Below are 24,695 nucleotides of genomic sequence, written 5' to 3' on the forward strand. Positions count from 1 at the left end.
GGAGAAATTTAATATCTTGGTACGACTACTCTCCAACCATTCGGATCCTCAAGCTTACCACTTTGAATACCAACATAATGATCATATAAATTTTGAGTTACTTCTCCTGTTTCATTATTATTAATAACGATTTCAGTATCGCCGTATTTTAATTGACCAACTGGTGAAATCACCGCTGCTGTTCCAGTACCGAACACCTCAGTCAATTCACCATTATGATGCGCTTCAATCAATTCATCGATAGATACACGACGTTCTTCTACCTCATAACCTAAGTTTTGCGCTAATTCAATAACTGTTTTTCGTGTGATACCTGGTAAAATACTACCATTTAATGCAGGTGTTACCACTTTTCCATTTTCTACAAAGAAGATATTCATACTGCCGACTTCTTCCACATATTTCTGCTCTACACCATCTAACCATAGTACTTGGTCATAGCCTTGTGCTGATGCATTTGTTTGTGCTAAAAGGCTAGCCGCATAGTTACCAGCTACTTTTGCATGACCAACACCACCACGGACTGCACGTACATATTCATCTTCTACATAAATTTTTGTCGGATTTAAAGAGTCACCACCGTAATAAGAACCTGAAGGTGATAAAATAATTAATAATTTATATGAATATGAAGGTCGTACACCTAAAATACCCTCTGTAGCAAATACATATGGTCGTATGTATAATGATTGGCCTTCTCCTTCTGGTACCCAATCACGTTCGATATCTACTAATTGTTTTAAACCTTCTAATAACGTATCTTCATCAACTTGAGGCATATCTAGACGTGCTAAAGAATTGTTAATACGTTTAAAATTTTCAGATGGACGGAATAAATCTACTTCGCCGTCATGTTTATAAGCTTTCAATCCTTCGAATACTGCTTGTCCATAATGTAATACTTGGGCCGCTGGAGAAAGTTCAATCGGTCCATAAGGCACAATTTTCAAATCATGCCATCCTTGATCAGTATCGTAATCGAAACTTAGCATATAATCTGTGAAATATTCCCCAAATCCTAAATTACTTGGATCTGGTTTTTCTTTAAGGCTTTCACGCTGTATCAATTTTATTTTTTCTGACATGACTGTTTCCTCCAATGTTCTATTAATAACTAATACATTAAATTATACCAATCAGAATAGTTTCATTCAATAATTTTCAAAAAATTTAAAAAATAACAACATCTTTGGTTAAACTAATGAAATTAATTGATTCAAGTGTAACATCATATAGAAGATAATACATAGATGTCACTGATTAAAGCATGAACGTTCACATCTTTTGAGATACTACGGAAATCGATATTGATATATCACAATCTATTAATATTAGTAACTAAGTTCAAAATTTTCATTGATATTGTGTAGTGAACGATAGGAAAAAGGCTTTTTTGAGTATTAAAAGCTGTGCAAAGGTATTGTACAACACTGACACTCAAGGAACGTCATAACTGCAAGATTATATGGCTAAACCATATATCAGACAAGAAGCATTCACGTACATGATGATATAACTTCAAATATAAAAAGCACTAATCCAAAGTGAATTAGCGCTCTTACTTTTTAAAAGTTTATACCTTAATCGCTTTGTCATCGATTATTTCAAAAGTAATTATCTTACTTTATCTTTATTTGAGATTTCTTTAAGCATAACTTCTGTCATTTTAGTCAAATCATATTTAGGATTAAAGCCCCACTCTGCTCTAGCACAACTTGTATCAATACTATTTGGCCAACTGTCAGCAATACCTTGTCTGTCTGGGTCAACTTCGTAATTTAATTTAAAATCTGGGTAATGCTCTTGAATTGCCGCTTTGACCATTTCTGGTTCAATGCTCATCGCACTCAAATTATAGGCGTTACGATTAATTAATTTTACGCCGTCTGCTTCCATTAACTTGATAATAGCGTCAATTGCATCTTCCATATACATCATATCCATAAATGTATCTTTAGCAATATAGCTTGTATACTGACCTTCACGAACTGCTTTAAAATAAATATCTACTGCATAATCTGTTGTACCGCCACCAGGCTCTTTAATATGTGATATTAATCCAGGGAATCTAACACTTCTTGTATCTACACCAAATTTATCAAAGTAATATTGGCATAATAGCTCACCAGCAACTTTGTTAACGCCATACATAGAAGTTGGTCGTTGAATCGTAACCTGTGGTGTGTTCACTTTCGGTGTTGAAGGTCCAAAAGCTCCAATTGAACTTGGTGTAAAGAACTGTAAGTCATATTCTCGAGCTACTTCTAAAGCATTTAAAAGACCACCCATATTTAAATCCCATGCAAATTGTGGATTTTTTTCAGCTGTTGCAGATAATAATGCCGCCATATGCATAAATGTATCTGGTTTAAAAGACTCAACAATTTCCGTCATTCTGTTTTTATCTGTAACATCTAAAATTTCAAATGGTCCATTAGCAATCGCCGAACCTGTTTCTGGCTCTCTAATATCTGTGGCAAGTACATTATCATTGCCATATAACGCTCTACATTTTACTACGAGCTCAGTACCAATTTGACCTAAAGCACCTGTAATCATTATCTTTTTCATAATCAAAAACTCCCTTGTTTATTACAGAAATCGTAATGTATTTTCGTAGTGTACAAATATCTATCATTTACAAATATTATACTATAAAAGCGCTTTTTTGTATACTACGCGTGTACATGAATCAACTAATTATATTTTACGATACTGTCGTTGTAAGCTAATGATTGTTAAGCTTTTGACTTCTCGCTATATAGGAAAATTTTATAATATATAGATTTTGACATTTCTTTGGTAATTTGATATAAAACAAACAAATACAATATGTGGAGATGATGATATGTTGCATAACAATGCTTCATTATTAATACAAAGCAATTACTGTCTATAGTATGATGCTTTGTTTAAAATTTCTTTTCACAAAGCATCTTTTGCTTTTAAGAATTATAATGTGAAAGGAATTTAAAAAAATTGGAAAAACAAATTTATCCATATCAATTTAACTATATTAAAGAACGAATCGCACATTTACTTAATGCTTATAAATCAGTAAATGACTTAAATACAATTGCTTCTATAAAAGAAACAACTAAAATAGACATTTATCAGCAGTTTCATCAAACAGATGATACGTTGACTGAAGCGATTGAAAAATTAATGAACATACGTATTACTAAAGTACAAGTAGATAAAATATTAGAAACTTTACAGACATACGTTATACCCTTTGAACACCCTTCAAAAAAACAAGTCGAAAAAACTTTTCGTAAAATTAAAAAGCTTAAATCACCGCTTATTAGTGATGAAATTCTATTGGAAAGTGCTTATATCGGATGGAACGATATCGCTTCAAACAGAAAATTTATCATCTATTATAACGAGCAAGGAACTTTAACAGGTTTTTATGGCGACATTGCTAACCAAACCGTTAAGGGCTATTGCGCAATTTGTAATAAAGAATCTAATGTCGCTCTATTTATGCGTAAAACACGTACTTCTGGTGATGGACAATATACCAAAAAAGGTGACTATATTTGTTTTGACAGTATCAAATGTAATCAACAATTGTCGGATATTACACAATTTTATCAATTCGTCGATAAAATCCACCCATAAGTTTTATAGTTCCGCTAGTATGATCATTATGTTAGTACTTTAACTTCAAAATACAAAGAATTACTTGAGCTTTCGCTCATGCATAAGTCCCACTAACCCAATAAATTGGGAAGTGGGACTTTAATTTTTCAAATACTCAATAAAAGTACGAATGGTTTGTTCGTTCACGCGATCAAGATTTGTTAAAGCTGTAAAATAAATATAATAATCAAATGGTGAGCCAATGGGGAGCATCTCAATCAAACCATTAAGTATGAACGGGTCATCTTCTAGCATCAAACTCGATACAATACTTACACCCAACCCCTCGGAAACTGTTTTAATCAATACACTCGGATTATTCGTTCTAAACACAATTTTTAATGGACCATTTTCATCTTCAAATGCTTTAAAATTATTATGATAAAAATTGCGATCATACAAGACAAAAGGAAATTGTTTAATTGATTCCATTTCAACCATGCTTTTTAATGATAGTTTAGATTTTTTAGGTACAATTAATTTAAAGTCAGTAGATAAATTCAATGAGTGTGGGACGATGTGATGACTAAAAGTTTCATTTTCAGTTTTTCCTATAAGTCCGATATCAATCTCATTATTTTCAATCATTTTTATAATTTCTTGTCTATCACTTTCAAATACTTCTACGTCAATATGCGCATAGTCTTTTTTAAAATTTGATAAAGCTTTTGGTACAATTTTATTAAATAAGGTTGGTATCGTCGCTATTTTTAATGAACCTTTGATATTACTATGCAATGCCTCTACTTCCGATAATAAACTCGTCTGAGCTTCTAAAATATCTATAATTAAAGGTATAAGTCGCTTTCCAACTTCCGTTGGCAATGTCCCTTTACGTGAACGATTAAAAATTTTATACCCTAACTCTGACTCTAAATTAGCAATAGACTGACTCATCGCTGATTGGCTAATATGCATTGCTTCCGAAGCGTGAACAATAGATTCTAACTCATAAATCTTTTTAACATACGATAATTGTTCAAAATTCATTGTATCCTCCTTATATCAGTAAAGCTTATGTAAACTTAAAAAATTCTAATTATACATTAGTATACATTATCTATTATAATAAATGATGGTTGAAAAAATTTATATTAAAGGACGGTATTAAATATGTACGATAAACTCTGGTCAAAAGATTTTATCTTCATTACAATGACAAACTTTTTAATGTATTTAATCCATTATACATTAATCGTCACTGTCACTATATTTACAATTGATAAATACCACGCTTCAGAAAGTATGGGTGGTTTAGCAGCTGGTATATTTATCATCGGTATGTTATTTGGACGCTTAGTTTCTGGCAGAATCATCGATAATCTGCAGCCTAAAAAAGTATTAATATATGGTATTATTTTCTCAATTATTACAGTTGGCTTATATTTTGCAATCAACAGTCTTCTTATATTAATGATCGTAAGATTACTGCATGGTATTGCTTTTGGTTTATCGTCAACTGCAACTGGAACCATTTCATCTAGAATTATTCCAGATAAACGAAAAGGTGAAGGTATCGGTTATTATGCATTAAGCGTAACGACCGCTTCAGCAATCGGACCATTCACTGGTATCATATTAAATCAAAGATTTGGTTTTGAATCTATTTTTATCGTTAGCTTGGCAGTCATTATTTTCGCTTTTGTTATCTCATTGTTTATCAAAGGGTTACCAAAAGCAGAACCATCAACAACAGACAATGATTCCAAGGAAAAAGGACTTAGTGCTTATATCCAAAAAGAAGCATTACCAATATCTGTTGTAATCATCTTCGTTGGTATCGCTTATTCTAGTGTACTATCATTTTTAACTGTTTATACAGAACAAATCAATCTTGCTACGGCATCTAGTTTCTTCTTTATTGTATATGCAGTGAGTACATTTGTTACACGTCCGTTTACTGGAAAAATTTATGATCATTACGGTGAAAATAAAGTGATGTATCCAGTATTAATTAGTTTCATGCTTGGACTTATACTTTTAAGCGCAACACACACAAGTTTATTATTGCTTATTTCAGCAATTTTCATTGGCGTTGGATATGGTACTATCATTCCAAGCGCACAAGCCATTGCTATACAACAGTCTCCAGTTAAAAAAATTGGACTCGCGACTTCTACATTCTATATGTTTGCAGATTTCGGCGCTGGTATAGGACCATTTATTTTAGGTGTGATTATTCCAATTATGGGTTATCGTAACCTATATATCACCATGGCTGCGCTCGTTATTTTATCAATTGTACTTTATTTCCTATTACATGGAAAAAAAGCAGCTAAAAACAACAATTATTAATATAATCATTTATAATCTAATCATCTAAATGTGGATGTAACAAAATTTGTCATCTACCATATACTTATATCACATTAATAAGGCAAGCAAACGAAAATGAACTGTCGTTTGCTTGCCTTATGTTTTGGAAGCATTTTTAATGCCTTTCACTTTAAATCACAGCTAAGCTGGCTTCAATTTCAGTTTTTTTCGCATCAAAATCACAATCCTGTTGTGATAATGGCTTGCCTGTTTCGGCAATCCTTTTGATACTTTCGGTTTGAAATTGCCAACCAGCAAAATCTAATGTAATATGTGGAAATTCAAAAGGTAAATATTCATAAAAAATGAGTTCTACATATGATTGATGTTCAAATAATTCAAATTTCACTTTTCCAATATCCCATGTAAAACCAATCGTTTTATTTGGTTCGAAATGTGTAATACGCATTTCTAAATCTTCACTATCGTCTAAGTGAAACAACATTTTCCCGCCTTCTATTCGTTCTTGAAATGACAATTGCGGAAACCATTGCTGTATCCCTTCTGTAGTACTTAAATAATCAAAAATACGATGCACGTCACTCTTAATTTTCAAATTTATTGTTTGATAAACGCCTGATTTATCTTTAGCATACTGTATTGCCATTTTTTCCCTCCTAAAAATAGGAATATAACCTATCAGTAATCATTACTTTGGTTATATTCCCTAAAATTATTTTTATTATACTTTTTCTTTAACTTGTGATTGAATCGCTCTTTCTTTTTTCGTGTAATTAAAATAGATAAGCCCCAGTAAGATAAACCATATTGGTGATAATACAACACCCATTCTTGTGTCAGGTACAATAAATAATATCAACAACACAAAGACAAAGAATAATTGTACAAATCTTGCAGTGTGAATACCACCTGGTAACTTAAACTGACTTTCTTTGTGATGGTTAGGATTTGATTCCACATATTTTGCATACGCATGCATGATGAACATCCATACAACAACTAACAAAATAGTTGAAATTGCCGTTACATAGAAAAATACTTGAGTCGCATTTGGAATAAAATAATTTAACAGTACAGTTATAGACAGTAATGCACAAGTGACAAGTATTGCAACAAAAGGGACACCTCTATGATTCGTCTTCATTAGCAAATGGTGTGTTTGACCTTTTTCTGATAGTCCAAATAGTATTCTACTATTCGCAAAAATACCACTATTACAAGCTGATGATGCTGCAGTAAGTACTACAAAATTGATTAAACCTGCTGCAAATGGTACGCCTATTAACGCGAATAAGCTGACAAATGGACTGTTGTTCGGATCTATATCTTGCCAAGGAATAATTGACATCATAACTGCTAAGGCCCCTACATAAAACAATAAGATACGTATAGGCACACTATTGATTGCTTTAGGTATCGTCTTATGTGGATTTCTCGTTTCACCTGCTGTAATACCTAGAATTTCTATACCTGTAAATGAAAAAACAACCATTTGAAATGACATAAAGAAACCTGAAGCACCATGTGTAAATAATCCACCATTACTATAAATATTAGATATACTCGTTTTTCCAAATGGCGTTTGGATCGCAAATATAATCATCACTACACCTACAACTATGAGTGCTAGTATAGTCACAACTTTAATAATGGCAAACCAAAATTCTAACTCACCAAACATTTTTGTACTCGTTAAGTTGAAAGTCATGAGTATCAAGATACAAGCTAATGATGTAATCCAATTTGGTAAATCTGGAACCCAATATTCTACATATTTAGCAACAGCTGTAATTTCTGCCATACCTGAAGTTATCCATGTTAACCAGTATGTCCATCCTGTTATAAAACCAGCAAAAGCTCCAATTTGATCATGAGCTATATCAGCAAATGTTTTGTATTTCGTATTAGCAAGTAACATTTCCCCCATTGCGCGCATAAATAAAAATAAAACAAAACCTACAATTATGTAAGTGAGTAATATCGATGGTCCAGTCAAACTGATAGACTGACCCGCCCCTAAAAATAGGCCAGTACCAATGGCGCCACCAATAGCAATAAGTTGAATGTGTCTATTGCTTAACTCTCTGTTTAATTTATTTGTCATAAATTTGCTCCAATTCCTTTGTTTTAAAACATAATCAACATATAGAACTTAAAATCATACCCCTTAATTTCAAATTGCAAAATACTATAAATCAAAAATGTTTGATTGTATAATATTATTTTTTTCTGAAAATTACAACTATTCTTCAAAATTATTTTAAATAAAAATGTGTTATTACACTATTGTTTTATTTATACTATAAAGTTTATTAGTGAATTACTATTTTATTTATTTTTACTTTCATTGTACATCATGATATTTGCGTGCTATATCTTCGTTGTGTGTTAAAGTCTATGGTAATTGTAAATAATTCATATTAAAAAAGTATGTCTCTTAATGCTTCATAGCTATAATAAAGTAGTTACATTATGGCATAGTTCTTAACTCAGATAGACAAGTCACAGTACAATGTGTAACAAAAAATATAGCCTTTCTAATAGATATACATGTATTTAATCATTACTATCCCTTTACTCATCCCTATAAATCGATTGTAACTATAAACGATTACTCATATTTAAGTAACATTAAATTTTACTATCTACAACATCATATACCTTTCTATATCTATTAATTTTTCAGTATAATTAATCAATTATACGACGCTGTTTTTCAACACTATAAGCAATCACTTAAAGTTCTCGGCTATAATCACCCCCTATCCAAGCATAAAACTAGACAATTTCTCTCCAAAAAATTATATATTTTGTATTAATTGAATTTTCAAACTTTTATAAAAATTCAGTCATTATGTATTGATTTTATATCTTATTATCGATAACATTTATATATAAGTAACTTATAAGTATTGAAGTAATGATAGAGGAGATAAACATGACAGAAAACAATAACTTAGTAACTTCGACTCAAGAAATTATGAAAGAAGCCTTACATAAATTAGGGTTTGACGATGGTATGTATGAACTTGTCAAAGAGCCTTTAAGATTTTTAGAAATACGAATTCCTGTACGTATGGATGATGGCACTGTTAAAACTTTTAAAGGCTATCGTGCACAACACAATCAAGCCGTAGGACCTACCAAAGGTGGTATCCGCTTCCATCCTGATGTGAATGTTGAGGAAGTGAAAGCATTATCCATGTGGATGACAATGAAGTGCGGCATCACAAACTTACCTTTTGGTGGTGGTAAAGGTGGCGTCATATGTGATCCAAGAGAAATGAGTAATTTAGAACTAGAACGTTTATCACGTGGTTATGTTAAAGCTATTTCACAATTTGTAGGACCTGCCAGTGATATTCCAGCACCAGATGTTTATACAAACCCACAAATCATGTCTTGGATGATGGACGAATACAGTAAAATCAACCGCTCAAATGCATTTGCATTTATTACAGGCAAACCGCTTTCATTAGGTGGTTCACAAGGACGTAATCGAGCCACAGCGCTAGGTGCTGTAATCACAATTGAAGAAGCTGCGAAACATCGAAATATTAATATCGAAGGTTCTCGTGTAGCGATTCAAGGTTTTGGCAATGCCGGAAGTTTTATTGCTAAAATTTTGCATGATAAAGGGGCTAAAATTGTCGCGATATCAGAAAGTCGAGGCGCTTTATATAATCCTGAGGGTCTGGATATTGAACATCTTCTAGCATTAAAAGAGCAACATGGTCGTGTAACACCATTATTTGAAGACGTCATTCCTAATGAAAAATTATTTGAACTCGACTGCGACATTTTGATTCCTGCTGCATTATCTAATCAAATTACAGAAACAAATGCCCATTTAATTCAAGCTAAAATTGTAGCAGAAGCAGCTAATGGTCCTACGACACAAGAAGCGACTAAAATATTAACCCAACGCGACGTTTTAATCATACCAGATGTACTTGCTAGTGCAGGTGGTGTTACAGTATCTTACTTCGAATGGGTGCAAAATAATCAAGGCTATTATTGGTCTGAAGAAGAAATTATCACGAAACTTGAAGAAAAAATGGTTGAAGCATTTAATAAAATTTATGATTTAGCAGAAAATAGAAAAATGGATATGCGTTTAGCAGCTTATGTTGTAGGTCTAAAACGTACGGCTGAAGCAACGCGTTTCCGTGGTTGGGCATAATACTTTATTCCCTATTCCATGTTGCAACAAGCTGATTCAAATTTGAATCAGCTTATTTTTTTATACATTAATTTTCACACTCAGACTAAATTTCTATATAAAAATACTTTCCTATTGAAATATTTTCATTTTCAAAAGGTTTAAAAATAGAATTTTCTGAATTTATTTGAAATAAAAAATTATCCAATATATACTTATTTACAACAAAGGGGAGGTTATACATTATGAAAAACAATATTTATGGTAATGTACCATGCTTTTTAAATAGTAAAAATCTTACATCTACAGATAATTTAGATACAGATGTCATAATTTATGGTGCACCTTTTGAAGGTGAAAGTACTTGGGGTGACTATACTGGCGTTGAGTTAGGTCCAAAGCAAATTAGAGTTTGCTCAGCTCGTTACAGTCAATATTTACCAGAATTAAATCATATTGATATTATTGAACATTTAACAATGGGCGATGTAGGTGATGTGCCTTTTGTTGCGCACAATAATCAACAAAGCTACGAAAATATTGAAAAATTCACTAAAAAGCTATGGGAAAGCGAGAAATTTTTAGTTGGTTTTGGTGGTGAACATGGTGTCACTTACCCTATTCTGAAGTCACTGGCGGAAACGGGTAAAAAAGTGGGCATTATACATTTGGATGCGCATTATGATAACATGCCAGATTATGAAGGAGAACCCTACGCACGTAACACTCCATTCATGAGACTATATGAAACAGATGGTATACGTAATGAAAGTATCATTCATACAGGTATTCATGGTCCTAGAAACAAACCAGAAACAGGCCGTTACGCTCAAGAAGCTGGTGCAGTAACACTTACGATCAATGATATTAGAGCTGCTAAGGATTTAAAACAATATGCTAGAGATATTTATGCTCAGGCGAGTAAAGATGTAGATGTCGTATATTTAACCATTTGCAGTGATGTACTAGACTTTGCCTTCAATCCAGGTGGTCCAGTAGATGGCAATGGACTAAGTTCTTATGAGCTATTAACAATGATATATGAGTTTGGTGCATTAGGCTTATGTGGTATGGATTATGTTGAAGTTTACCCAATGCAAGACGCTAACCAGAACTCTGCCCACTTCGTTTCAACAGCTGTATTATATGTACTTGCGGGACATGTGAATTATTTAAATAACACAAAATAAATGAGGGGTGATGACATTGGTCAAAAATGTAAGGAAGATTATTAAATCTCTCGGTCCTGGTATGATTATCACCGCTTCATTTATAGGTCCCGGAACCGTTACAACGATGACACAAGGTGGTGCGGGGTTTGGTTATAGCTTGTTATGGGCTGTTGTGTTCTCAATCGTTGCAACCATCGTGCTCCAAGAAATGATTATTCGACTATCTCTTGTAACAAGAGAAGGTTTAGGCGAAGCGATACAAGAATTATTCGCTCATAAAGTAGGAAAACTAATCATTGTATGGTTTACATTAATAGCTGTAACCATTGGTTGTGCCGCTTACATCAGTGGCGATTTAATTGGAACTTCACTTGGTGCAGCATATCTATTAAATTTACCAGAAAACCTAGTAGCACCAATCATCGGCTTTATTATTTTACTCATTGGGTTATTTGGTAATTATAAATTTTTAGAAAAAATAATGATTTTCCTGATGGTCATCATGGGCATCATCTTTATTACAACTATGGTTGTGATTAAGCCTGATATTTTTGGTATTTTAAAAGGTGTATTTGTACCTACAATTCCGAACGGTTCTATAATAACTATTATAGCATTAATTGGAACGACTGTAGTTCCTTATAATTTCTTCATTCACTCCACTGCGGTACATGAACGTTTTAATGGCATAAAAGAACTCAAATTTGCGCGTTGGGATACTATTATTTCGATTACTGTTGGTGGTATTATTTCAGCGGCTATTCTTATTGCTGCTGCCACATTAATTCGTGGTGACGAAGTCAAAAGTATTATACAGCTTTCTGGCCCACTCAGACCTGTTTTAGGCGATGCTGCTCCCTTTGCCATTAGCATTGGTTTGTTTGCAGCCGGGCTTTCATCAGCGATTGCTTCCCCTACCGGAGCGGCAGCTACAATAAGCAGCTTATTAGGGTGGAAAGGTGGTATGGAAAGCAAAAAGTACAAGATTGTCTTTACCGTCATTATCCTTATTGGTATTACAACATCCTCACTCGGATTTGAACCATTAGAAGTATTGTTAGTGGCACAAGCCTTAAATGGTATTATTTTACCTGTTGTTGCTATATTAATCTTTATTATCATCAACAAGAAAAATTTAATGGGCCGTTTTGTTAATAATGTTTGGCTTAATATCATCGGTCTTGTCGTCGTTTTAATCGTTACTTTCTTAGGCCTTTATAGCCTGGTCGACGCAATTACTAGCTTTCTATCTTAAATAAAAAAGACGTATAGTCCAATTATTTACAAAATTGGTTACTATACGTCTTTTATTTATGTTTTTAATGATTACATTAAACGTTTTTCACTAAATTTATTATAAACCCATCTAACTAATAGTGCAGCACTGATAAACAGACCGATATAACCGAATGTTTTAAACACGAAATTCACTAGATCGACAAAGCCAATAAAACTTAAGATAAACGCCACAATTAAAGAAATTGTTAAAAGTGCAACATATCCTTTACTACTTGGTCGTGTAAATCTGCTTAAAAATGGATACAACATACCGATACAGCTATTGAAAATAACACCAATCATCACCGCTGACATAAATACACCTATATAAGGATGTATATCATTTGCCAATAATAATGTAGGAATATCTACACTATTGGCGTTGTGGATATTAGCCATTAATCCACACGTCATAATTAATAACAATATACTAAAAGATAGGCCACCATAAAATGCTCCCCTACGTGCTGTTTTATGACTCATAGCATCACTACCAACGATGGTTAGGAAGCTAAAGCTATTGCCAATGATTAATCCTCCATAAACAATTGCATCCCACCACCATACGGAACTAGACGTTTTAGATGGTTTAGTGTATTGTTCTACCTCTGAAAATGGAATTGTAGGATTGATAATATTATAGCCGGCAATCACTAAAACTGCGATGACTAAAAATGGTGTCACTACACTTAATATTGTCATGATTTTATTAAACCTAAGTTGTAGTACAATAAAAAGTAAAATTACAATTGCCAATGAACCTGTCCACATTGGAAGACCAAATCCTTGATAAAGTGCAGAGCCGCCGCCCGCAATCATAACAACAGTTAAACCAAATAAAAAGAAAATAGTTAAATAATCTATAATCTTACCTACATATTTTCCGAAAATATGGTTCAATGAAATTTCATATGTATTCGCATCCAAGCGATAACCAATTTTTGAAATTTGCCTAGTCGCAAACGTTACAATAATACCTGTAAGAATTACTGCAATATATGCATAGTTTCCATGGTTAACAAAGAATTGTAATAGTTCTTGGCCCGTTGTGAATCCTGCGCCAACAATAAAACTAAGATAAGCGAGCGCAGTCTTAACTGCTGCCTTATTATCTTTACTCATTGATCATACATCCCCTTCGAAGTTAGTTACTATGTACTATTTATCAGGTTTTCAAAACAAACAATCATTGTGCTAAAAGATTAAAAATACATATGTCGAAGCAAACAAGAGCGAGACAAACATCATACTTTTCTAGTAGATTCCTTTGTCCCGCCCAACAAAAGTAACTAGGATGAATGTACAGTTCATCTAGTCAACTTTTCACTTCATTCAACATATAACAATCATATCAAGGCCATTTAGCGATGCTTAGAAAACATCACAACACTTTAAATTTCAACCTAAATAGCTCCTGCCTCTTCTAAATTTTTCCCTTTTGTTTCCGGTGCCATATAAATCGACAGTATAAAACCAATAAATAATAGTGCCGATGAAATATACATTGTTACACTTAATCCATAATTTTCTAAAATCATCGGAAAGAAAAATGTACTTAAAGCAGATGCTAATCGACTCACAGTAGTAGTAAAACCTCCACCTGTACCACGTACATATGTAGGGAATAGTTCATATGGATAAATCCATTGATGACTGCCCATAGCTGTATTGAAAATACCGTAAATAATAAATAGTACAAGTATCATTAAAAATGGAGCGTTGCCACCAGATACTATACCTAATGATAACAAAGCTAGCGCAGTAATCAAGAAGGGCCATATCAAAGTAGGTCTTCTTCCATATTTTTCAACTAAGTATAATGCTGGAAAAATACCTATTAAATAAAACATATTGATAGCAAATATTTTTTCCGTCCTAATTAGAAGATGTATTATATCGCAATAATATTACTTACCATGACACATAGAATAACAACAATGTTAACCAGACAATCAAACAAAAAAATCAACACTTTCATCCTTATAACAATGAAAGTGTTGATTTTTATTTGATTTATTTTATTTAATTTATACGCCAGAATATGATGAGAAGCCACCATCTACTGGAACCACAATACCTGTTACAAAACCGCTCATATCATGGTCCATTAACCAATACAATGTACCTAAAATATCTTCAGGTACACCAAAACGATCCATTGGCGTTTGTGAAAGAATTTTTTGAGCACGTTCTGAATAAGAACCGTCTTCATTTCTTAGCAATGCCTTATTTTGATTTGTTTCGAAAAATCCTGGTGCAATTGCATTAACACGAATTTGCCCTGCAAAATAAGTGCTCAACCATTGAGTAAAGTTACTTACTGAAGCTTTTGCACCGCTGTAGGCTGGAATTTTTGTCAACGGCGTAAAGGCGTTCATAGATGAAATATTGATAATTGTTCCTGTTTCAGATGCCACAACATCTTTGCCGAATACTTGTGATGGTAAAAATGTTCCAGTATAGTTTAATTTAAATACATTATCTACACCTTCTTCTGTGAGATCAAAGAACGTTTTGTCGCCTGCTTTATCGTACATTTCATCATTCGTTGTCGCATCAGGATGATTACCACCGGCACCATTGATAAGTATTGTAATTGCACCAAATTTATCATTGAATGTTTGTTTCGCTTGCTCTAAAGCTGATTTATCTAGCACATCTGCAACGAGCGCTACAGTTTGTTGTCTATTTTTATCAATTTCATCTTGTAATTCTATAATTTTGTCTTCTGAACGACCTAATATACCTACATTAGCACCTTTTTCTACAAGTGCTTTGACAAAAGTAGAACCAATCACACCTGTCGCACCTGTAATAACGACATTAACATCTTTGAATTGTGTTGCCATTATTTACTCACTCCTTCTATTAAGCCATTAATATAAGTTGCACCTAAAGCTCTATCAAACAAGCCATAACCAGCTTTACCTGTTTCTCCCCAGATCATACGTCCATGGTCAGGTCTGATAGTCCCTTTGTAATCAATATCTCTCAGTGCTTCAGTAACAGCTTTCATATCTACTGAGCCATCTTTAGATAAGTGGCCTGTTTCTATAAATGAATTATCACCAATACGTTTAACATTGCGCATGTGTACAAAATGAATGTGATCACCAAATGTACGAATCATATTCGGTAAATCGTTTTCTGCTAATGAACCTAATGAACCAGTACAGAAACAAATACCATTATGTGTATCATTACTAATAGCTAATAAGCGTTCGTAGCTTTCTTTGTTTTTAATGATACGTGGTATGCCAAATATCGGCCAAGGTGGATCGTCCGGATGTATCGCCAGATCCACATCATGTTCGATAGCAGTTGGTAACACAGCATCTAAGAAGTATTTCAGATTGTCCCATAATTGTTCATCTGAGGTTTCACGATAGGATGTAATCAGTTGATTCATCTCTTCACGCGAGTAACTTTCATCCCAACCTGGTAGATTTAAATTCGTCGTTAGTGGATCAATATCTTTAATTTGATCATGGTTATAAATCAGTGTATTGGAACCATCTGACAAGTCATAGTCTAATTGTGAACGTGTCCAATCAAATACCGGCATAAAGTTATAAGTTACTGTTTTAACACCATTTTCTGCGAGATTAATCAATGAAGTTTTATAGTTTTCAATGAGTTGATCGCGTTTCTCTGTACCAAGCTTTATTTCCTCACTGACAGGTAAACTTTCTACAACTTCAAATTTCAAACCTGCATCTTCAATTGACTGTTTTAATGCTGCAATTCTTTCTTTAGTCCAAACTTCTCCAACTGGAATGTCATAAATTGCTGTAACAATTTGTTTCATATCTGGAATTTGTCTAATATTATTTAATGTTACTGGGTCATCTTCCCCATACCAACGAAATGATAATTCCATGGTTATACCTCCTCAACGCCTTCTATTTTGAATAATTTTACTGCATTGTTATAACAAATATCTTTCACTATTTGAGTGATAGTTTCTTCTGATAATTGAATCTCACCTTTTTCAATTCTATCTCCTAAGAAATTACATAATATTCTTCTAAAGTACTCATGACGTGTATACGAAATCATGCTACGTGAATCTGTGAGCATGCCTACAAATTTAGATAATAAGCCGACATTAGCATACTCTACTAAATGTTGTTCCATACCTTCTTTTGTATCGTTAAACCACCATGCAGCACCGAGTTGGACTTTGTGATGACTATTTGTAAAGTTCCCTGCAGTTGCTTGTACCATTAAATGATCATTGCCATTATTTGGGTAAATAATGGTATCTGATAATGCATGATTTTGCTCAAGATGATCTAGTAAAGCATTTAATTTTTTAGCACTCAACTGTTCACCTACACTATCAAAACCACTATCTGGTCCTGTAATTTTAAACATGTTTGAGTTATTATTTCTTGTTGGTCCAAGGTGGAATTGTACAACCCAACCTAATTCTTCATAAACTTTACTAATTTCAGTTAATATATAACCTGCTAATTCATATTGTTCAGTTTCTGTTACTTGTTCGCCGCGTTTGAGCGCATTATAAATTTCAGTTGCTGTGTCAACCGTTGCTGTTACTAAAGGTGTCTTTTCAAAACTTTGGTCTGAACTGCGCGCACCTTGTCTATCAAAATAATGTACACGTGCTTTTAATGCATCAATATAAGTATTTAAATCTTGGATGTCGCAATCAGTCGCTTGATTCAATTGGTCAATTTTTGTATTGATAGATTCATGATTTAAGAAAACATAACTATCCGGTCTAAATGTAGGTATAACTTTAAATGTAACGTTGCTATCTTCGTTTAATAATTTATGATATTTTAAGTCATCACATGGATCATCTGTCGTACATACCACCTTAACATTACTTTGCTTAATTAGATTTTGTGGTGTATGTGAAGGTTTTGCTAACTTTTTATTTAATGATTTATATAATTTACTGATATTCACTTTATCTAAATCTGTATCCTCATTAAAATACCGTTTTAATTCTAATGCACACCAATGATACATCGGATTTACAATCGCATACGGTAACATATGCATAAATGCTTGGAATTTATCAAAATCATCAACACTGCCTGTAATAAAAGCTTCCTCAATGCCATAAGCTCTCATTAAACGCCATTTATAATGATCTCCACCTAGCCATAACTGTGTAATATTATCATAATTTTTATTTTCGTAAATTTCTTTTGGATCTAAGTGACAATGAAAATCATAAATCGGTAAATCTTTAACTTTCTGGTATAGTTTTACTGCTGTTTTACTATTTAATAAAAAATTGTCATTAATTAAAGTCATATAATTGCTCCTTTTCTATAATCCTAATAATTTTGGAAGGAATAATGATAATTGTGGTATAAAAGTAATGATTAGCATTAAAATAATTAAAGCTACAAAATATGGAATTAAATATTTAAATACTGATTCAACACGTACACCGCCTACACTTGCTCCTACAAACAACGCACTACCAACTGGTGGTGTGATATTACCAATACATAAGTTAAAAGCGATAATGATACCAAAATGAATGGGATCAAGACCTAATACTTCTGAAATCGGTAAAAAGATTGGTGTAAATATAAGTACTGCTGGTGTAATATCCATAAAAGTACCAATGACTAATAAAATAACGTTGATTAATAATAACAGTGCAATTGGATTGTCAGTCATTGAGATAATGCCATTGGATATTGCTTCCGGTAAGCCGGTATAACTCATCACAAGTGAAAATAACGCCGAAGCGGTGATTAGAAATAAAATCATACCGCTAATTTCAGCTGTTTCTTTGATAACGTTGGATAATTGTTTGATTTTTAAGCTTTTATAAATTAGCGAAAGTACTACAGAATATAAAACTGCGACCGCTGCACCTTCTGTTGCTGTAAAGATTCCTCCGACAATACCACCAATCACTACTACTATTAAAAATAAACTCGGTAATGCATCTAATGTTAAGAATAATCTATCTTTCCAACTAATTTTCTCTGATACTTTATAACCTTGTTTTTTCGCCATGACATAAGCAACAATCATACAAGCAATACCCCATAGAATTCCTGGAATATAACCCGCGATAAATAACGCTGCAATGGATGTCCCGCCGCTGACTAATGAATAAACAATCAATAGTGAACTTGGTGGGATAAGTAAACCTGAAGGTGCTGAAGCGATATTTGCTGCTGCTGAATATTCTTTTTTATAACCTTGCGCTTTTTCCATTGGTCCCATGATACGACCCATGGCAGCAGCTGCTGCAACACTAGAACCAGAAATGGAACCAAAAAGCATATTCCCAACAATGTTGGTATGCGCTAATGATCCTGGCAATCTGCCAACGAGTACCTTCGCAAAGTTAACTAATCTAAATGCAATGCCGCCGTTATTCATGATGATACCTGCTAGCACAAATAACGGAATCGCTAACATCGTAAAATCATCAATGCCCGTAACCATACGCTGTGCTGCAGTTACGATAGTGACATCGAATGGTAAGATCAATAATAGCGTAATAATAGAACTTAAAATAATCGCTAATGCAATCGGTAAGCCAATGATAAGAAAGATGAAGAAAGTGATGAATAATACTAATCCCGCAATCATTGTCATAAGCCATCACCGCCTTCAAGCTCATCACGCGCTTGAATTGTAGTCATTGTCTCTTTACTAAATAAATTATAAAATGCATAGAAAATAATAAATATTCCTGAAACTGGCAATGCACCATACATTGCAGCCATTGATAAACCTGTTGACGGCGCGATTTGAGACCAAGTTAACTTCACAACTTCAAAACCGCCCCAAATCATGAGCACGAGTGCCACGATAATTAATATAATGTCCGAAATCTTTTCCAAGTATAACTGTACTTTCTCAGGCAATTTTTCTCTGATAAATACAATGGCAATATGCTGTTTGATTCCAAAGACATAGCTTGTACTCAATAACCCAAACCATATCAACAAGAATCTAACAATTTCTTCACTCGTCGTACTCGGTGTGTTAAAAATAAAGCGTGTTGCAACTTGATAAACCGATAAAATAACCATAACAAAAAGCGTTATACCAGCTAGTGTTAACAACAATTTATCAATGATTTGCTTTGCTCTTTTCATAGCGCTGTTCCTCCTTCTCGATTAGTTTATAATCCGCTTTCGTATCCGGATTATTTTTAAATTCATCTTGAAGAGGTTTTGAAGTCGCTTTAAATGTAGATTTGTCTACATCGTGAAACTTCACGTCCATTTTTTCTGTCGCTGTTTTTTTAGCATCGCTCACTGCTTTATCCCAAATTACTTCATGTTTTTTTGTGGAATAATCTGCTGCATCTTCTAACCATTTTTGTTGTTGTTTCGTCAAGCTGTCATAGGTCTCTTTGTTCATGATTAAAATATCAGGTACGGTTGCATGTTCTGTGTAGTAATAATTTTTTGCAACTTCACCATGGTTATTCGTTGTTAAAGATGTTTCATTATTTTCTGCTGCATCAATAACACCTGATTGCATTGCAGTATACACTTCACCATAATCCATCGGTGTTGGCGTGCCACCTAACGATTTAATTAAATCTACACTTGTCTTGCCTGGCTGAACACGAATCTTCAAGCCTTTCAAATCTTTGTTGTCTTTGATTTCTTTGTCTTTCGTGTAGATATTACGCATACCTGCATCATAATAAGTAATACCTAAAAATCCTTGGTCCCCTGTCGATTTAAAGAAAGCGTCTTGTACGTTTTTACGTTTCATTACGTGTCGATAATTTTCTTCTGACTCAAATAAATACGGCATATTAAATAATGAATACGTTGGCGAAAAACTTTCCAATGCCCCAGCCGAAACTTTAGTCATTTGAATTGCATTCGTCTGTGTCATTTCTATTGCTTCACGCTCACTACCGAGCTGACCATTCGGATAAATATTCACTTTTATTTGACCATGTGATTCTTTTTCTAATCTATCTTTAAAAATTTTTAAAGATTTATGGACAGGATGTTCCGTTGGCTGATTATGCGCTAACATGATCTCTTTTGTCTTTGTTTTAGCAATTGTCTCCTTATTTGTAAGCAACATCGATACCATCCCCATCGCAAAGAATGCGCTTACAAGAAGGAGTGTGAATTTCTTCATAAAGATTATACCCCTTATATTGCAATTTTTATCGTTTCAGTTCTCCAAAATGCGTTGATAAATTAAATACATCACTTTCTTGTACACTTAGTGCATCTTCATTTGTCGTATGTTGTAGAACAGAACATTTTGTTGCAAAATCTACTGTATCTTCTGGTTGCCATGCTTTATTCAATCCATGTAATACACCTGCCATAAATGCATCACCAGCACCGATTCTGTTTAAAACAGTGTAAGTATATGCTTGGCCTTCAATATATTTTTCTTTTGTCAGCATAATACCTTGTAATGTACTTTGTTCTATATTTCTATTACTTGAAGCCATCAAATCAATGTCGTATTCGGATTGAATTGTTTTTGCACATGACTGTATATCATCATCTAAATCATTAGTTTCAAGCAAATGTGTAGCATCTTTTTTTCCAAAAAATAGAACATCGACAAATGGTAAAATTGACTTTATTATTGGTACTGCTGTTTCTTTTGACCATAAGTTACTTCTAAAATTAATATCGAACACTATGTTAACGCCTTGTTGCTTTAGTTGCTTTAATACATCGACAATTTGATGACGAATCATTTTATTTACAGCTAACGTAATACCTGTAAATACAAAGAAATCTCCACTTTGAGCATTGATTTCTTCCATTACATCTTCACCATGATTCGCAAATGTTGAATGCTCGCGATCATAAATCACTTTGCCACTACGAAAGCCGAAACTCTCTTCCATATAATATGTACCAATTCGGCCATTATTATATTTCACTGAAGCAGTACCTACACGTGTTTGAAACATTTTTTGTAATGCTAAATGTCCTAGCGCGTGATTGGGTAATACCGTTAACATTTCAGTCGTATGTCCAAATTGTGCTAGTGTCACAAGTGCGTTCAATTCTGCACCACCAACATTTACTTTAAACGTATTGGCATCTTTCAACTGTTCATAATTTGGTGGCGTGTAACGTAATAATACTTCACCAAAACCATAGACCGTCATTGTTATACCTCACTTTTTATTTCTGAAATATATCTTTCTAAAGCATCTTTTCCTTCTTGTTGATAAATTTTTGTTATTTCGCTTCCAATGCCAACTGCAAAACTTCCAGCATCTAACCATGCTTTATGGTTTTCTTTACCAACGCCACCTGTAGGCACAATTTCAATTTGTGGTAATGGCCCTTTGAAATCTTTAATTGACTTAGGTGTGAATTGCGTCGCTGGGAATAATTTAAGGACTTTGCAACCATAACGTAATGATTCAACCATTTCTTTAACAGTCATACAGCCCGGAATATATGGCACATCATATAAGTTAGCGATTTTCGCTGTTTCTTTATCAAAAGATGGGCTAACGATAAATTTCGCACCATTTAAAATGGCAGTACGTGCAGAAATACTGTCTAACACTGTTCCTGCACCAATCAATGCGTCGTCTCTTTTTGATAATTCAGCTATAATTTCTATAGCGTTCGGCGTTGTTAAAGTAACCTCAATTGTGTGTAGGCCTTTATCAATAATGGTATGTGCAATATCTAAAAAAGATTTTGCATCTTCAGTCCGCATGACAGCAATGTGTTTGCCTTGTTGAATCTCTTTCATTGTATTCATTGAATCCATGTCTTCAACCCCTCAAAAATGATATCAATTACAATACCTTTCAAAATAACAACGTTGTTATTTTTGTACAAAAAAATATTGTAATGCTTATCTCTATGGTATAATTAATTTGCATTTAAATCAATCAATTTCAAGGAGAAATTTTATGGCTGTAACTTTAAAAGATGTTGCTGAAGCCTGTGGTGTCAGCTATTCCACAGTTAGTAAAGCACTTAAAAATTCTCATCTCGTAAAACCAAAAACCAAAAATTTAATTCAACAAAAAGCTTTAGAAATGAATTATATACCTAATCATTCTGCTAGAGCACTTGTTTCAAAGAAAAGTGGCACAATTGGATTAATCTGGCCTTCTGTAGATCGTGTAGCGGTTACACACCTTATTTCAGAAATCAATCACGCTATCAAAGATTTAGGTTATGTCATGTTTGTGTCGATAGACGATGTCGCTGCCGCTTCGAAAAAATTTGTTGAATTCGGTTGTGATGGTATCGTCATTTTTGATGAAGGTGACGCAACAAACTTATCTCCAGAAATTTATAACAATGTCCCAGTCGTTGCCTATGGTGTCGATCGTGACATCCCTTATCCGATTATAAACGTAAACCATTCAGAAGCGATGATCATGGCAATTGAAGCATTGGTCGATCAGGACATTGATCACATTGATTATATTGGTGATATACATACAAATGATACACGTCAAATCGCAAAAAAAGAAGCGATTGCTCAATATTGTGACAAACACAAGATAAATTATCGTATCATTGATTCTACAAGTTTGAATGCAATTGAAACGGAATCTGCCGTTAAACAATTTTTACAAACACACGCACTTGCACCAGGCGTGATTTGTGGCAGCTATGATATAACAGTCGGTACAATAAATGCACTAGGACCACAAGATCACCCTATCTTGTATTCTTATGACAATATCCCTCAAATTAAAAAATTAGATTACCCAGTCAACGCGATTGGCGTTCCAACCGCTGAAATTGCTCAAACGATTGTAGCAACTTTAGATAAAGTTATTAAAGATGAAGCAACTGAGTCGGCCTATCATCTTCATCCTAAAATACAAAAAAACATTTAAAATAAACATGCCCAAACCTATTGCTAAGGTTTGGGCATGTTTATATGTTTGTTTGATGTTTGACAAGAGGGTCGTTTATTAAACTGTACTGATTTAGAAGATAAGCTTAGTTTTTAAATATCATTGCTCAATAATATAATAATGAATAAGAATAGGGTGTCCTTATTTTAGTGAATGAATGGGGAGAGTTATTATATTAGTTAAATTCTATATAAATTTGTTATGAGCTTTAAATTATGAAACGCTTATATAGTTAATATTTTGGCGCTAGGGATTATCATAAATGTTTTAACTTTTATTCTTCTATTAATCATCAGTACTTACTACCTCTATATGTCTATTATATTACGCACTGAAATATGATTAAAATACATAGTTGGAATATATAACATTCTGTTATGGAATACATATTTCATAAACTATAATCACTTTATTAAGCATCATTATCTAGTATCTTTTAAAAATTTAATCCATTCATGAGTTACATAATTCATATAGCTATCTTTTTTCCAAATAACTCCCAAATTCCATGACACATCTGCACCTGAAATTTCTATACCCACAAGGTCTTCATTTAAAATATTTACGATACTTTCTGGTAATATACTCACACCGATGCCATCTCGGATCATATTTTCAATAAAAGTAATTTGAGACATTTTAGCGACCGTTTTTGGATGAAAACCAACTTTTCTACAACTTTCAATAATTTGATCTTTTAAATAGTAATCATCATGAAACATAATAAAACGTTCATTTTTCAAATCACCTAGATAGACTGATCCTTGTTTCGCAAGCATCGCATCTTTGTTTACGACTAGCAATAACTTTTCATTATATAGTGGGATAGCATGGTAGATATCATTATCTACAGGTAACGTAGTAATGCCAACATCAATTTCATCATTATTTAAATAAGACTCTACAGCTTTGCCTCCACCTTCAATAACTTCGTATGTCACTTTTGGATATTTACTATGAAAATGATTTAAACTTTCTGTAAAAAGTCTCACGTTCATAATTGCTGATATACCAACTCTAATATGGCCTTTTTCTAAATTTGTTACATCTCCCATTTCTAATGATAAATCATCTAGCACCGCTAAAGCTTCCACGCATTTATCATAAAAAATCTGGCCGATATCCGTTAAAATAATATGCTTTTTTCTTCTATCAAATAAAGTGATATTAAATTCGTCTTCAATACTTTTAATATTTTTACTTATTGTAGATTGCGCAATATATAAATGCTCGGATGCTTGTGTCATCCCCCCATTTTTCACAACTTCTACAAAATATTTCATTTGCTTTATTTCCATGTTTAACCCCTCTG

The 24,695-nt window shown here is 33.3% G+C and carries 22 protein-coding genes; 6 read left to right on the top strand and 16 right to left on the bottom strand.

Features of this window, described 5'->3' with window-relative positions; all coding sequences use genetic code 11:
- Window positions 1-8: 8 nt before the first annotated feature.
- Window positions 9-1,085, bottom strand: coding sequence for a branched-chain amino acid aminotransferase (locus KA883_RS10255; protein ID WP_040029928.1), 1,077 nt, complete (start codon window positions 1,083-1,085; stop codon window positions 9-11).
- Window positions 1,086-1,614: 529 nt separating this feature from the next.
- Window positions 1,615-2,571 carry an NAD-dependent epimerase/dehydratase family protein gene (locus tag KA883_RS10260; RefSeq protein WP_046207245.1) on the bottom strand — a complete coding sequence of 319 codons (957 nt, stop codon included), beginning with the start codon at window positions 2,569-2,571 and terminating at the stop codon, window positions 1,615-1,617.
- Between the two features lie 408 nt (window positions 2,572-2,979).
- On the opposite strand from KA883_RS10260, the gene fusF reads away from it, so the two are divergent.
- Complete coding sequence (gene fusF, locus KA883_RS10265; protein ID WP_046207244.1) at window positions 2,980-3,624, top strand: fusidic acid resistance EF-G-binding protein FusF; 645 nt, start codon at window positions 2,980-2,982, stop codon at window positions 3,622-3,624.
- A 120-nt stretch (window positions 3,625-3,744) separates the two neighbouring features.
- On the opposite strand, the gene KA883_RS10270 is transcribed toward fusF, so the two are convergent.
- Window positions 3,745-4,635: a LysR family transcriptional regulator gene (locus KA883_RS10270; RefSeq protein ID WP_046207243.1), complete on the bottom strand. Its 891-nt coding sequence runs from the start codon at window positions 4,633-4,635 to the stop codon at window positions 3,745-3,747.
- A 123-nt stretch (window positions 4,636-4,758) separates the two neighbouring features.
- Between KA883_RS10270 and KA883_RS10275 the strand changes: the two genes are divergently transcribed.
- Window positions 4,759-5,940 carry an MFS transporter gene (locus KA883_RS10275; RefSeq protein ID WP_107525616.1) on the top strand — a complete coding sequence of 394 codons (1,182 nt, stop codon included), beginning with the start codon at window positions 4,759-4,761 and terminating at the stop codon, window positions 5,938-5,940.
- A 151-nt stretch (window positions 5,941-6,091) separates the two neighbouring features.
- Here the strand turns inward: KA883_RS10275 and KA883_RS10280 are convergent, their stop codons facing one another.
- Together KA883_RS10280 and KA883_RS10285 are read right to left on the bottom strand one after the other, a co-directional pair.
- Window positions 6,092-6,568 carry an SRPBCC domain-containing protein gene (locus KA883_RS10280; protein ID WP_046207241.1) on the bottom strand — a complete coding sequence of 159 codons (477 nt, stop codon included), beginning with the start codon at window positions 6,566-6,568 and terminating at the stop codon, window positions 6,092-6,094.
- Window positions 6,569-6,643: 75 nt separating this feature from the next.
- Window positions 6,644-8,026 (bottom strand): amino acid permease, encoded by a 1,383-nt coding sequence (locus KA883_RS10285; RefSeq protein ID WP_046207240.1) that lies wholly within the window; start codon window positions 8,024-8,026, stop codon window positions 6,644-6,646.
- Between the two features lie 834 nt (window positions 8,027-8,860).
- Here KA883_RS10285 and KA883_RS10290 point away from each other — a divergent pair.
- From KA883_RS10290 to KA883_RS10300, 3 genes are all read left to right on the top strand, one after another.
- Window positions 8,861-10,105, top strand: a complete 1,245-nt coding sequence (locus KA883_RS10290) for a Glu/Leu/Phe/Val family dehydrogenase (RefSeq protein ID WP_046207239.1) — start codon at window positions 8,861-8,863, stop codon at window positions 10,103-10,105.
- Window positions 10,106-10,329: 224 nt separating this feature from the next.
- Window positions 10,330-11,274, top strand: a complete 945-nt coding sequence (locus tag KA883_RS10295; protein ID WP_046207238.1) for an agmatinase family protein — start codon at window positions 10,330-10,332, stop codon at window positions 11,272-11,274.
- A gap of 61 nt (window positions 11,275-11,335) precedes the next feature.
- Entirely contained in the window at window positions 11,336-12,511 is a 1,176-nt protein-coding gene (locus KA883_RS10300) for an Nramp family divalent metal transporter (RefSeq protein ID WP_438873267.1), read from the top strand.
- Window positions 12,512-12,582: 71 nt separating this feature from the next.
- Here the strand turns inward: KA883_RS10300 and KA883_RS10305 are convergent, their stop codons facing one another.
- The 10 genes from KA883_RS10305 to eda all read right to left on the bottom strand — a co-directional run bounded on the left by KA883_RS10305 (window position 12,583) and on the right by eda (window position 22,272).
- A complete protein-coding gene (locus tag KA883_RS10305) occupies window positions 12,583-13,656 on the bottom strand; it encodes a YkvI family membrane protein (RefSeq protein ID WP_046207236.1) in 1,074 nt (357 codons plus the stop codon).
- A 281-nt stretch (window positions 13,657-13,937) separates the two neighbouring features.
- Window positions 13,938-14,384 carry an MFS transporter gene (locus KA883_RS10310; RefSeq protein ID WP_046207235.1) on the bottom strand — a complete coding sequence of 149 codons (447 nt, stop codon included), beginning with the start codon at window positions 14,382-14,384 and terminating at the stop codon, window positions 13,938-13,940.
- A 177-nt stretch (window positions 14,385-14,561) separates the two neighbouring features.
- Window positions 14,562-15,383, bottom strand: a complete 822-nt coding sequence (locus KA883_RS10315; protein ID WP_046207234.1) for an SDR family oxidoreductase — start codon at window positions 15,381-15,383, stop codon at window positions 14,562-14,564.
- Window positions 15,383-16,414: a mannonate dehydratase gene (gene uxuA, locus KA883_RS10320; protein WP_046207233.1), complete on the bottom strand. Its 1,032-nt coding sequence runs from the start codon at window positions 16,412-16,414 to the stop codon at window positions 15,383-15,385. Before uxuA ends, KA883_RS10315 begins: the two co-directional genes overlap by 1 nt.
- Before the next feature lie 2 nt (window positions 16,415-16,416).
- A complete protein-coding gene (uxaC, locus tag KA883_RS10325; RefSeq protein WP_040029914.1) occupies window positions 16,417-17,823 on the bottom strand; it encodes a glucuronate isomerase in 1,407 nt (468 codons plus the stop codon).
- A 15-nt stretch (window positions 17,824-17,838) separates the two neighbouring features.
- Window positions 17,839-19,134, bottom strand: coding sequence for a TRAP transporter large permease (locus KA883_RS10330; protein ID WP_046207232.1), 1,296 nt, complete (start codon window positions 19,132-19,134; stop codon window positions 17,839-17,841).
- The gene (locus KA883_RS10335; RefSeq protein ID WP_210139973.1) at window positions 19,131-19,640 is read right to left on the bottom strand and encodes a TRAP transporter small permease; all 510 of its coding nucleotides are present in this window, start codon (window positions 19,638-19,640) and stop codon (window positions 19,131-19,133) included. Before KA883_RS10335 ends, KA883_RS10330 begins: the two co-directional genes overlap by 4 nt.
- Window positions 19,615-20,652, bottom strand: a complete 1,038-nt coding sequence (locus tag KA883_RS10340) for a TRAP transporter substrate-binding protein (protein ID WP_073343537.1) — start codon at window positions 20,650-20,652, stop codon at window positions 19,615-19,617. Before KA883_RS10340 ends, KA883_RS10335 begins: the two co-directional genes overlap by 26 nt.
- A gap of 28 nt (window positions 20,653-20,680) precedes the next feature.
- Window positions 20,681-21,652 carry a sugar kinase gene (locus KA883_RS10345; protein WP_046207229.1) on the bottom strand — a complete coding sequence of 324 codons (972 nt, stop codon included), beginning with the start codon at window positions 21,650-21,652 and terminating at the stop codon, window positions 20,681-20,683.
- Window positions 21,653-21,654: 2 nt separating this feature from the next.
- The gene (eda, locus tag KA883_RS10350) at window positions 21,655-22,272 is read right to left on the bottom strand and encodes a bifunctional 4-hydroxy-2-oxoglutarate aldolase/2-dehydro-3-deoxy-phosphogluconate aldolase (protein ID WP_046207228.1); all 618 of its coding nucleotides are present in this window, start codon (window positions 22,270-22,272) and stop codon (window positions 21,655-21,657) included.
- A 145-nt stretch (window positions 22,273-22,417) separates the two neighbouring features.
- Between eda and KA883_RS10355 the strand changes: the two genes are divergently transcribed.
- Entirely contained in the window at window positions 22,418-23,362 is a 945-nt protein-coding gene (locus KA883_RS10355) for a LacI family DNA-binding transcriptional regulator (RefSeq protein ID WP_064209878.1), read from the top strand.
- A gap of 443 nt (window positions 23,363-23,805) precedes the next feature.
- Here KA883_RS10355 and cidR read toward each other — a convergent pair whose 3' ends face one another.
- The gene (cidR, locus tag KA883_RS10360; protein WP_046207226.1) at window positions 23,806-24,681 is read right to left on the bottom strand and encodes a cidABC operon transcriptional activator CidR; all 876 of its coding nucleotides are present in this window, start codon (window positions 24,679-24,681) and stop codon (window positions 23,806-23,808) included.
- Window positions 24,682-24,695 lie beyond the last annotated feature (14 nt).

Origin of the sequence: Staphylococcus sp. GDY8P54P (assembly GCF_017892645.1) — a bacterium.
Classification (GTDB): domain Bacteria; phylum Bacillota; class Bacilli; order Staphylococcales; family Staphylococcaceae; genus Staphylococcus; species Staphylococcus ureilyticus.

Bases quoted from the DNA above. Each gene is read 5' to 3' on its own strand.
- KA883_RS10355 (WP_064209878.1), top strand. From the start codon at position 22,418: ATGGCTGTAACTTTAAAAGATGTTGCTGAAGCCTGTGGTGTCAGCTAT.
- KA883_RS10300 (WP_438873267.1), top strand. From the start codon at position 11,336: ATGATTATCACCGCTTCATTTATAGGTCCCGGAACCGTTACAACGATG.
- eda (WP_046207228.1), bottom strand. From the start codon at position 22,272: ATGGATTCAATGAATACAATGAAAGAGATTCAACAAGGCAAACACATT.
- uxuA (WP_046207233.1), bottom strand. From the start codon at position 16,414: ATGGAATTATCATTTCGTTGGTATGGGGAAGATGACCCAGTAACATTA.
- KA883_RS10275 (WP_107525616.1), top strand. From the start codon at position 4,759: ATGTACGATAAACTCTGGTCAAAAGATTTTATCTTCATTACAATGACA.
- KA883_RS10285 (WP_046207240.1), bottom strand. From the start codon at position 8,026: ATGACAAATAAATTAAACAGAGAGTTAAGCAATAGACACATTCAACTT.
- KA883_RS10270 (WP_046207243.1), bottom strand. From the start codon at position 4,635: ATGAATTTTGAACAATTATCGTATGTTAAAAAGATTTATGAGTTAGAA.
- KA883_RS10310 (WP_046207235.1), bottom strand. From the start codon at position 14,384: ATGTTTTATTTAATAGGTATTTTTCCAGCATTATACTTAGTTGAAAAA.
- KA883_RS10315 (WP_046207234.1), bottom strand. From the start codon at position 15,383: ATGGCAACACAATTCAAAGATGTTAATGTCGTTATTACAGGTGCGACA.
- KA883_RS10330 (WP_046207232.1), bottom strand. From the start codon at position 19,134: ATGACAATGATTGCGGGATTAGTATTATTCATCACTTTCTTCATCTTT.
- uxaC (WP_040029914.1), bottom strand. From the start codon at position 17,823: ATGACTTTAATTAATGACAATTTTTTATTAAATAGTAAAACAGCAGTA.
- KA883_RS10290 (WP_046207239.1), top strand. From the start codon at position 8,861: ATGACAGAAAACAATAACTTAGTAACTTCGACTCAAGAAATTATGAAA.
- cidR (WP_046207226.1), bottom strand. From the start codon at position 24,681: ATGGAAATAAAGCAAATGAAATATTTTGTAGAAGTTGTGAAAAATGGG.
- KA883_RS10255 (WP_040029928.1), bottom strand. From the start codon at position 1,085: ATGTCAGAAAAAATAAAATTGATACAGCGTGAAAGCCTTAAAGAAAAA.
- KA883_RS10280 (WP_046207241.1), bottom strand. From the start codon at position 6,568: ATGGCAATACAGTATGCTAAAGATAAATCAGGCGTTTATCAAACAATA.
- KA883_RS10335 (WP_210139973.1), bottom strand. From the start codon at position 19,640: ATGAAAAGAGCAAAGCAAATCATTGATAAATTGTTGTTAACACTAGCT.
- KA883_RS10345 (WP_046207229.1), bottom strand. From the start codon at position 21,652: ATGACGGTCTATGGTTTTGGTGAAGTATTATTACGTTACACGCCACCA.
- KA883_RS10305 (WP_046207236.1), bottom strand. From the start codon at position 13,656: ATGAGTAAAGATAATAAGGCAGCAGTTAAGACTGCGCTCGCTTATCTT.
- KA883_RS10340 (WP_073343537.1), bottom strand. From the start codon at position 20,652: ATGAAGAAATTCACACTCCTTCTTGTAAGCGCATTCTTTGCGATGGGG.
- KA883_RS10295 (WP_046207238.1), top strand. From the start codon at position 10,330: ATGAAAAACAATATTTATGGTAATGTACCATGCTTTTTAAATAGTAAA.
- KA883_RS10260 (WP_046207245.1), bottom strand. From the start codon at position 2,571: ATGAAAAAGATAATGATTACAGGTGCTTTAGGTCAAATTGGTACTGAG.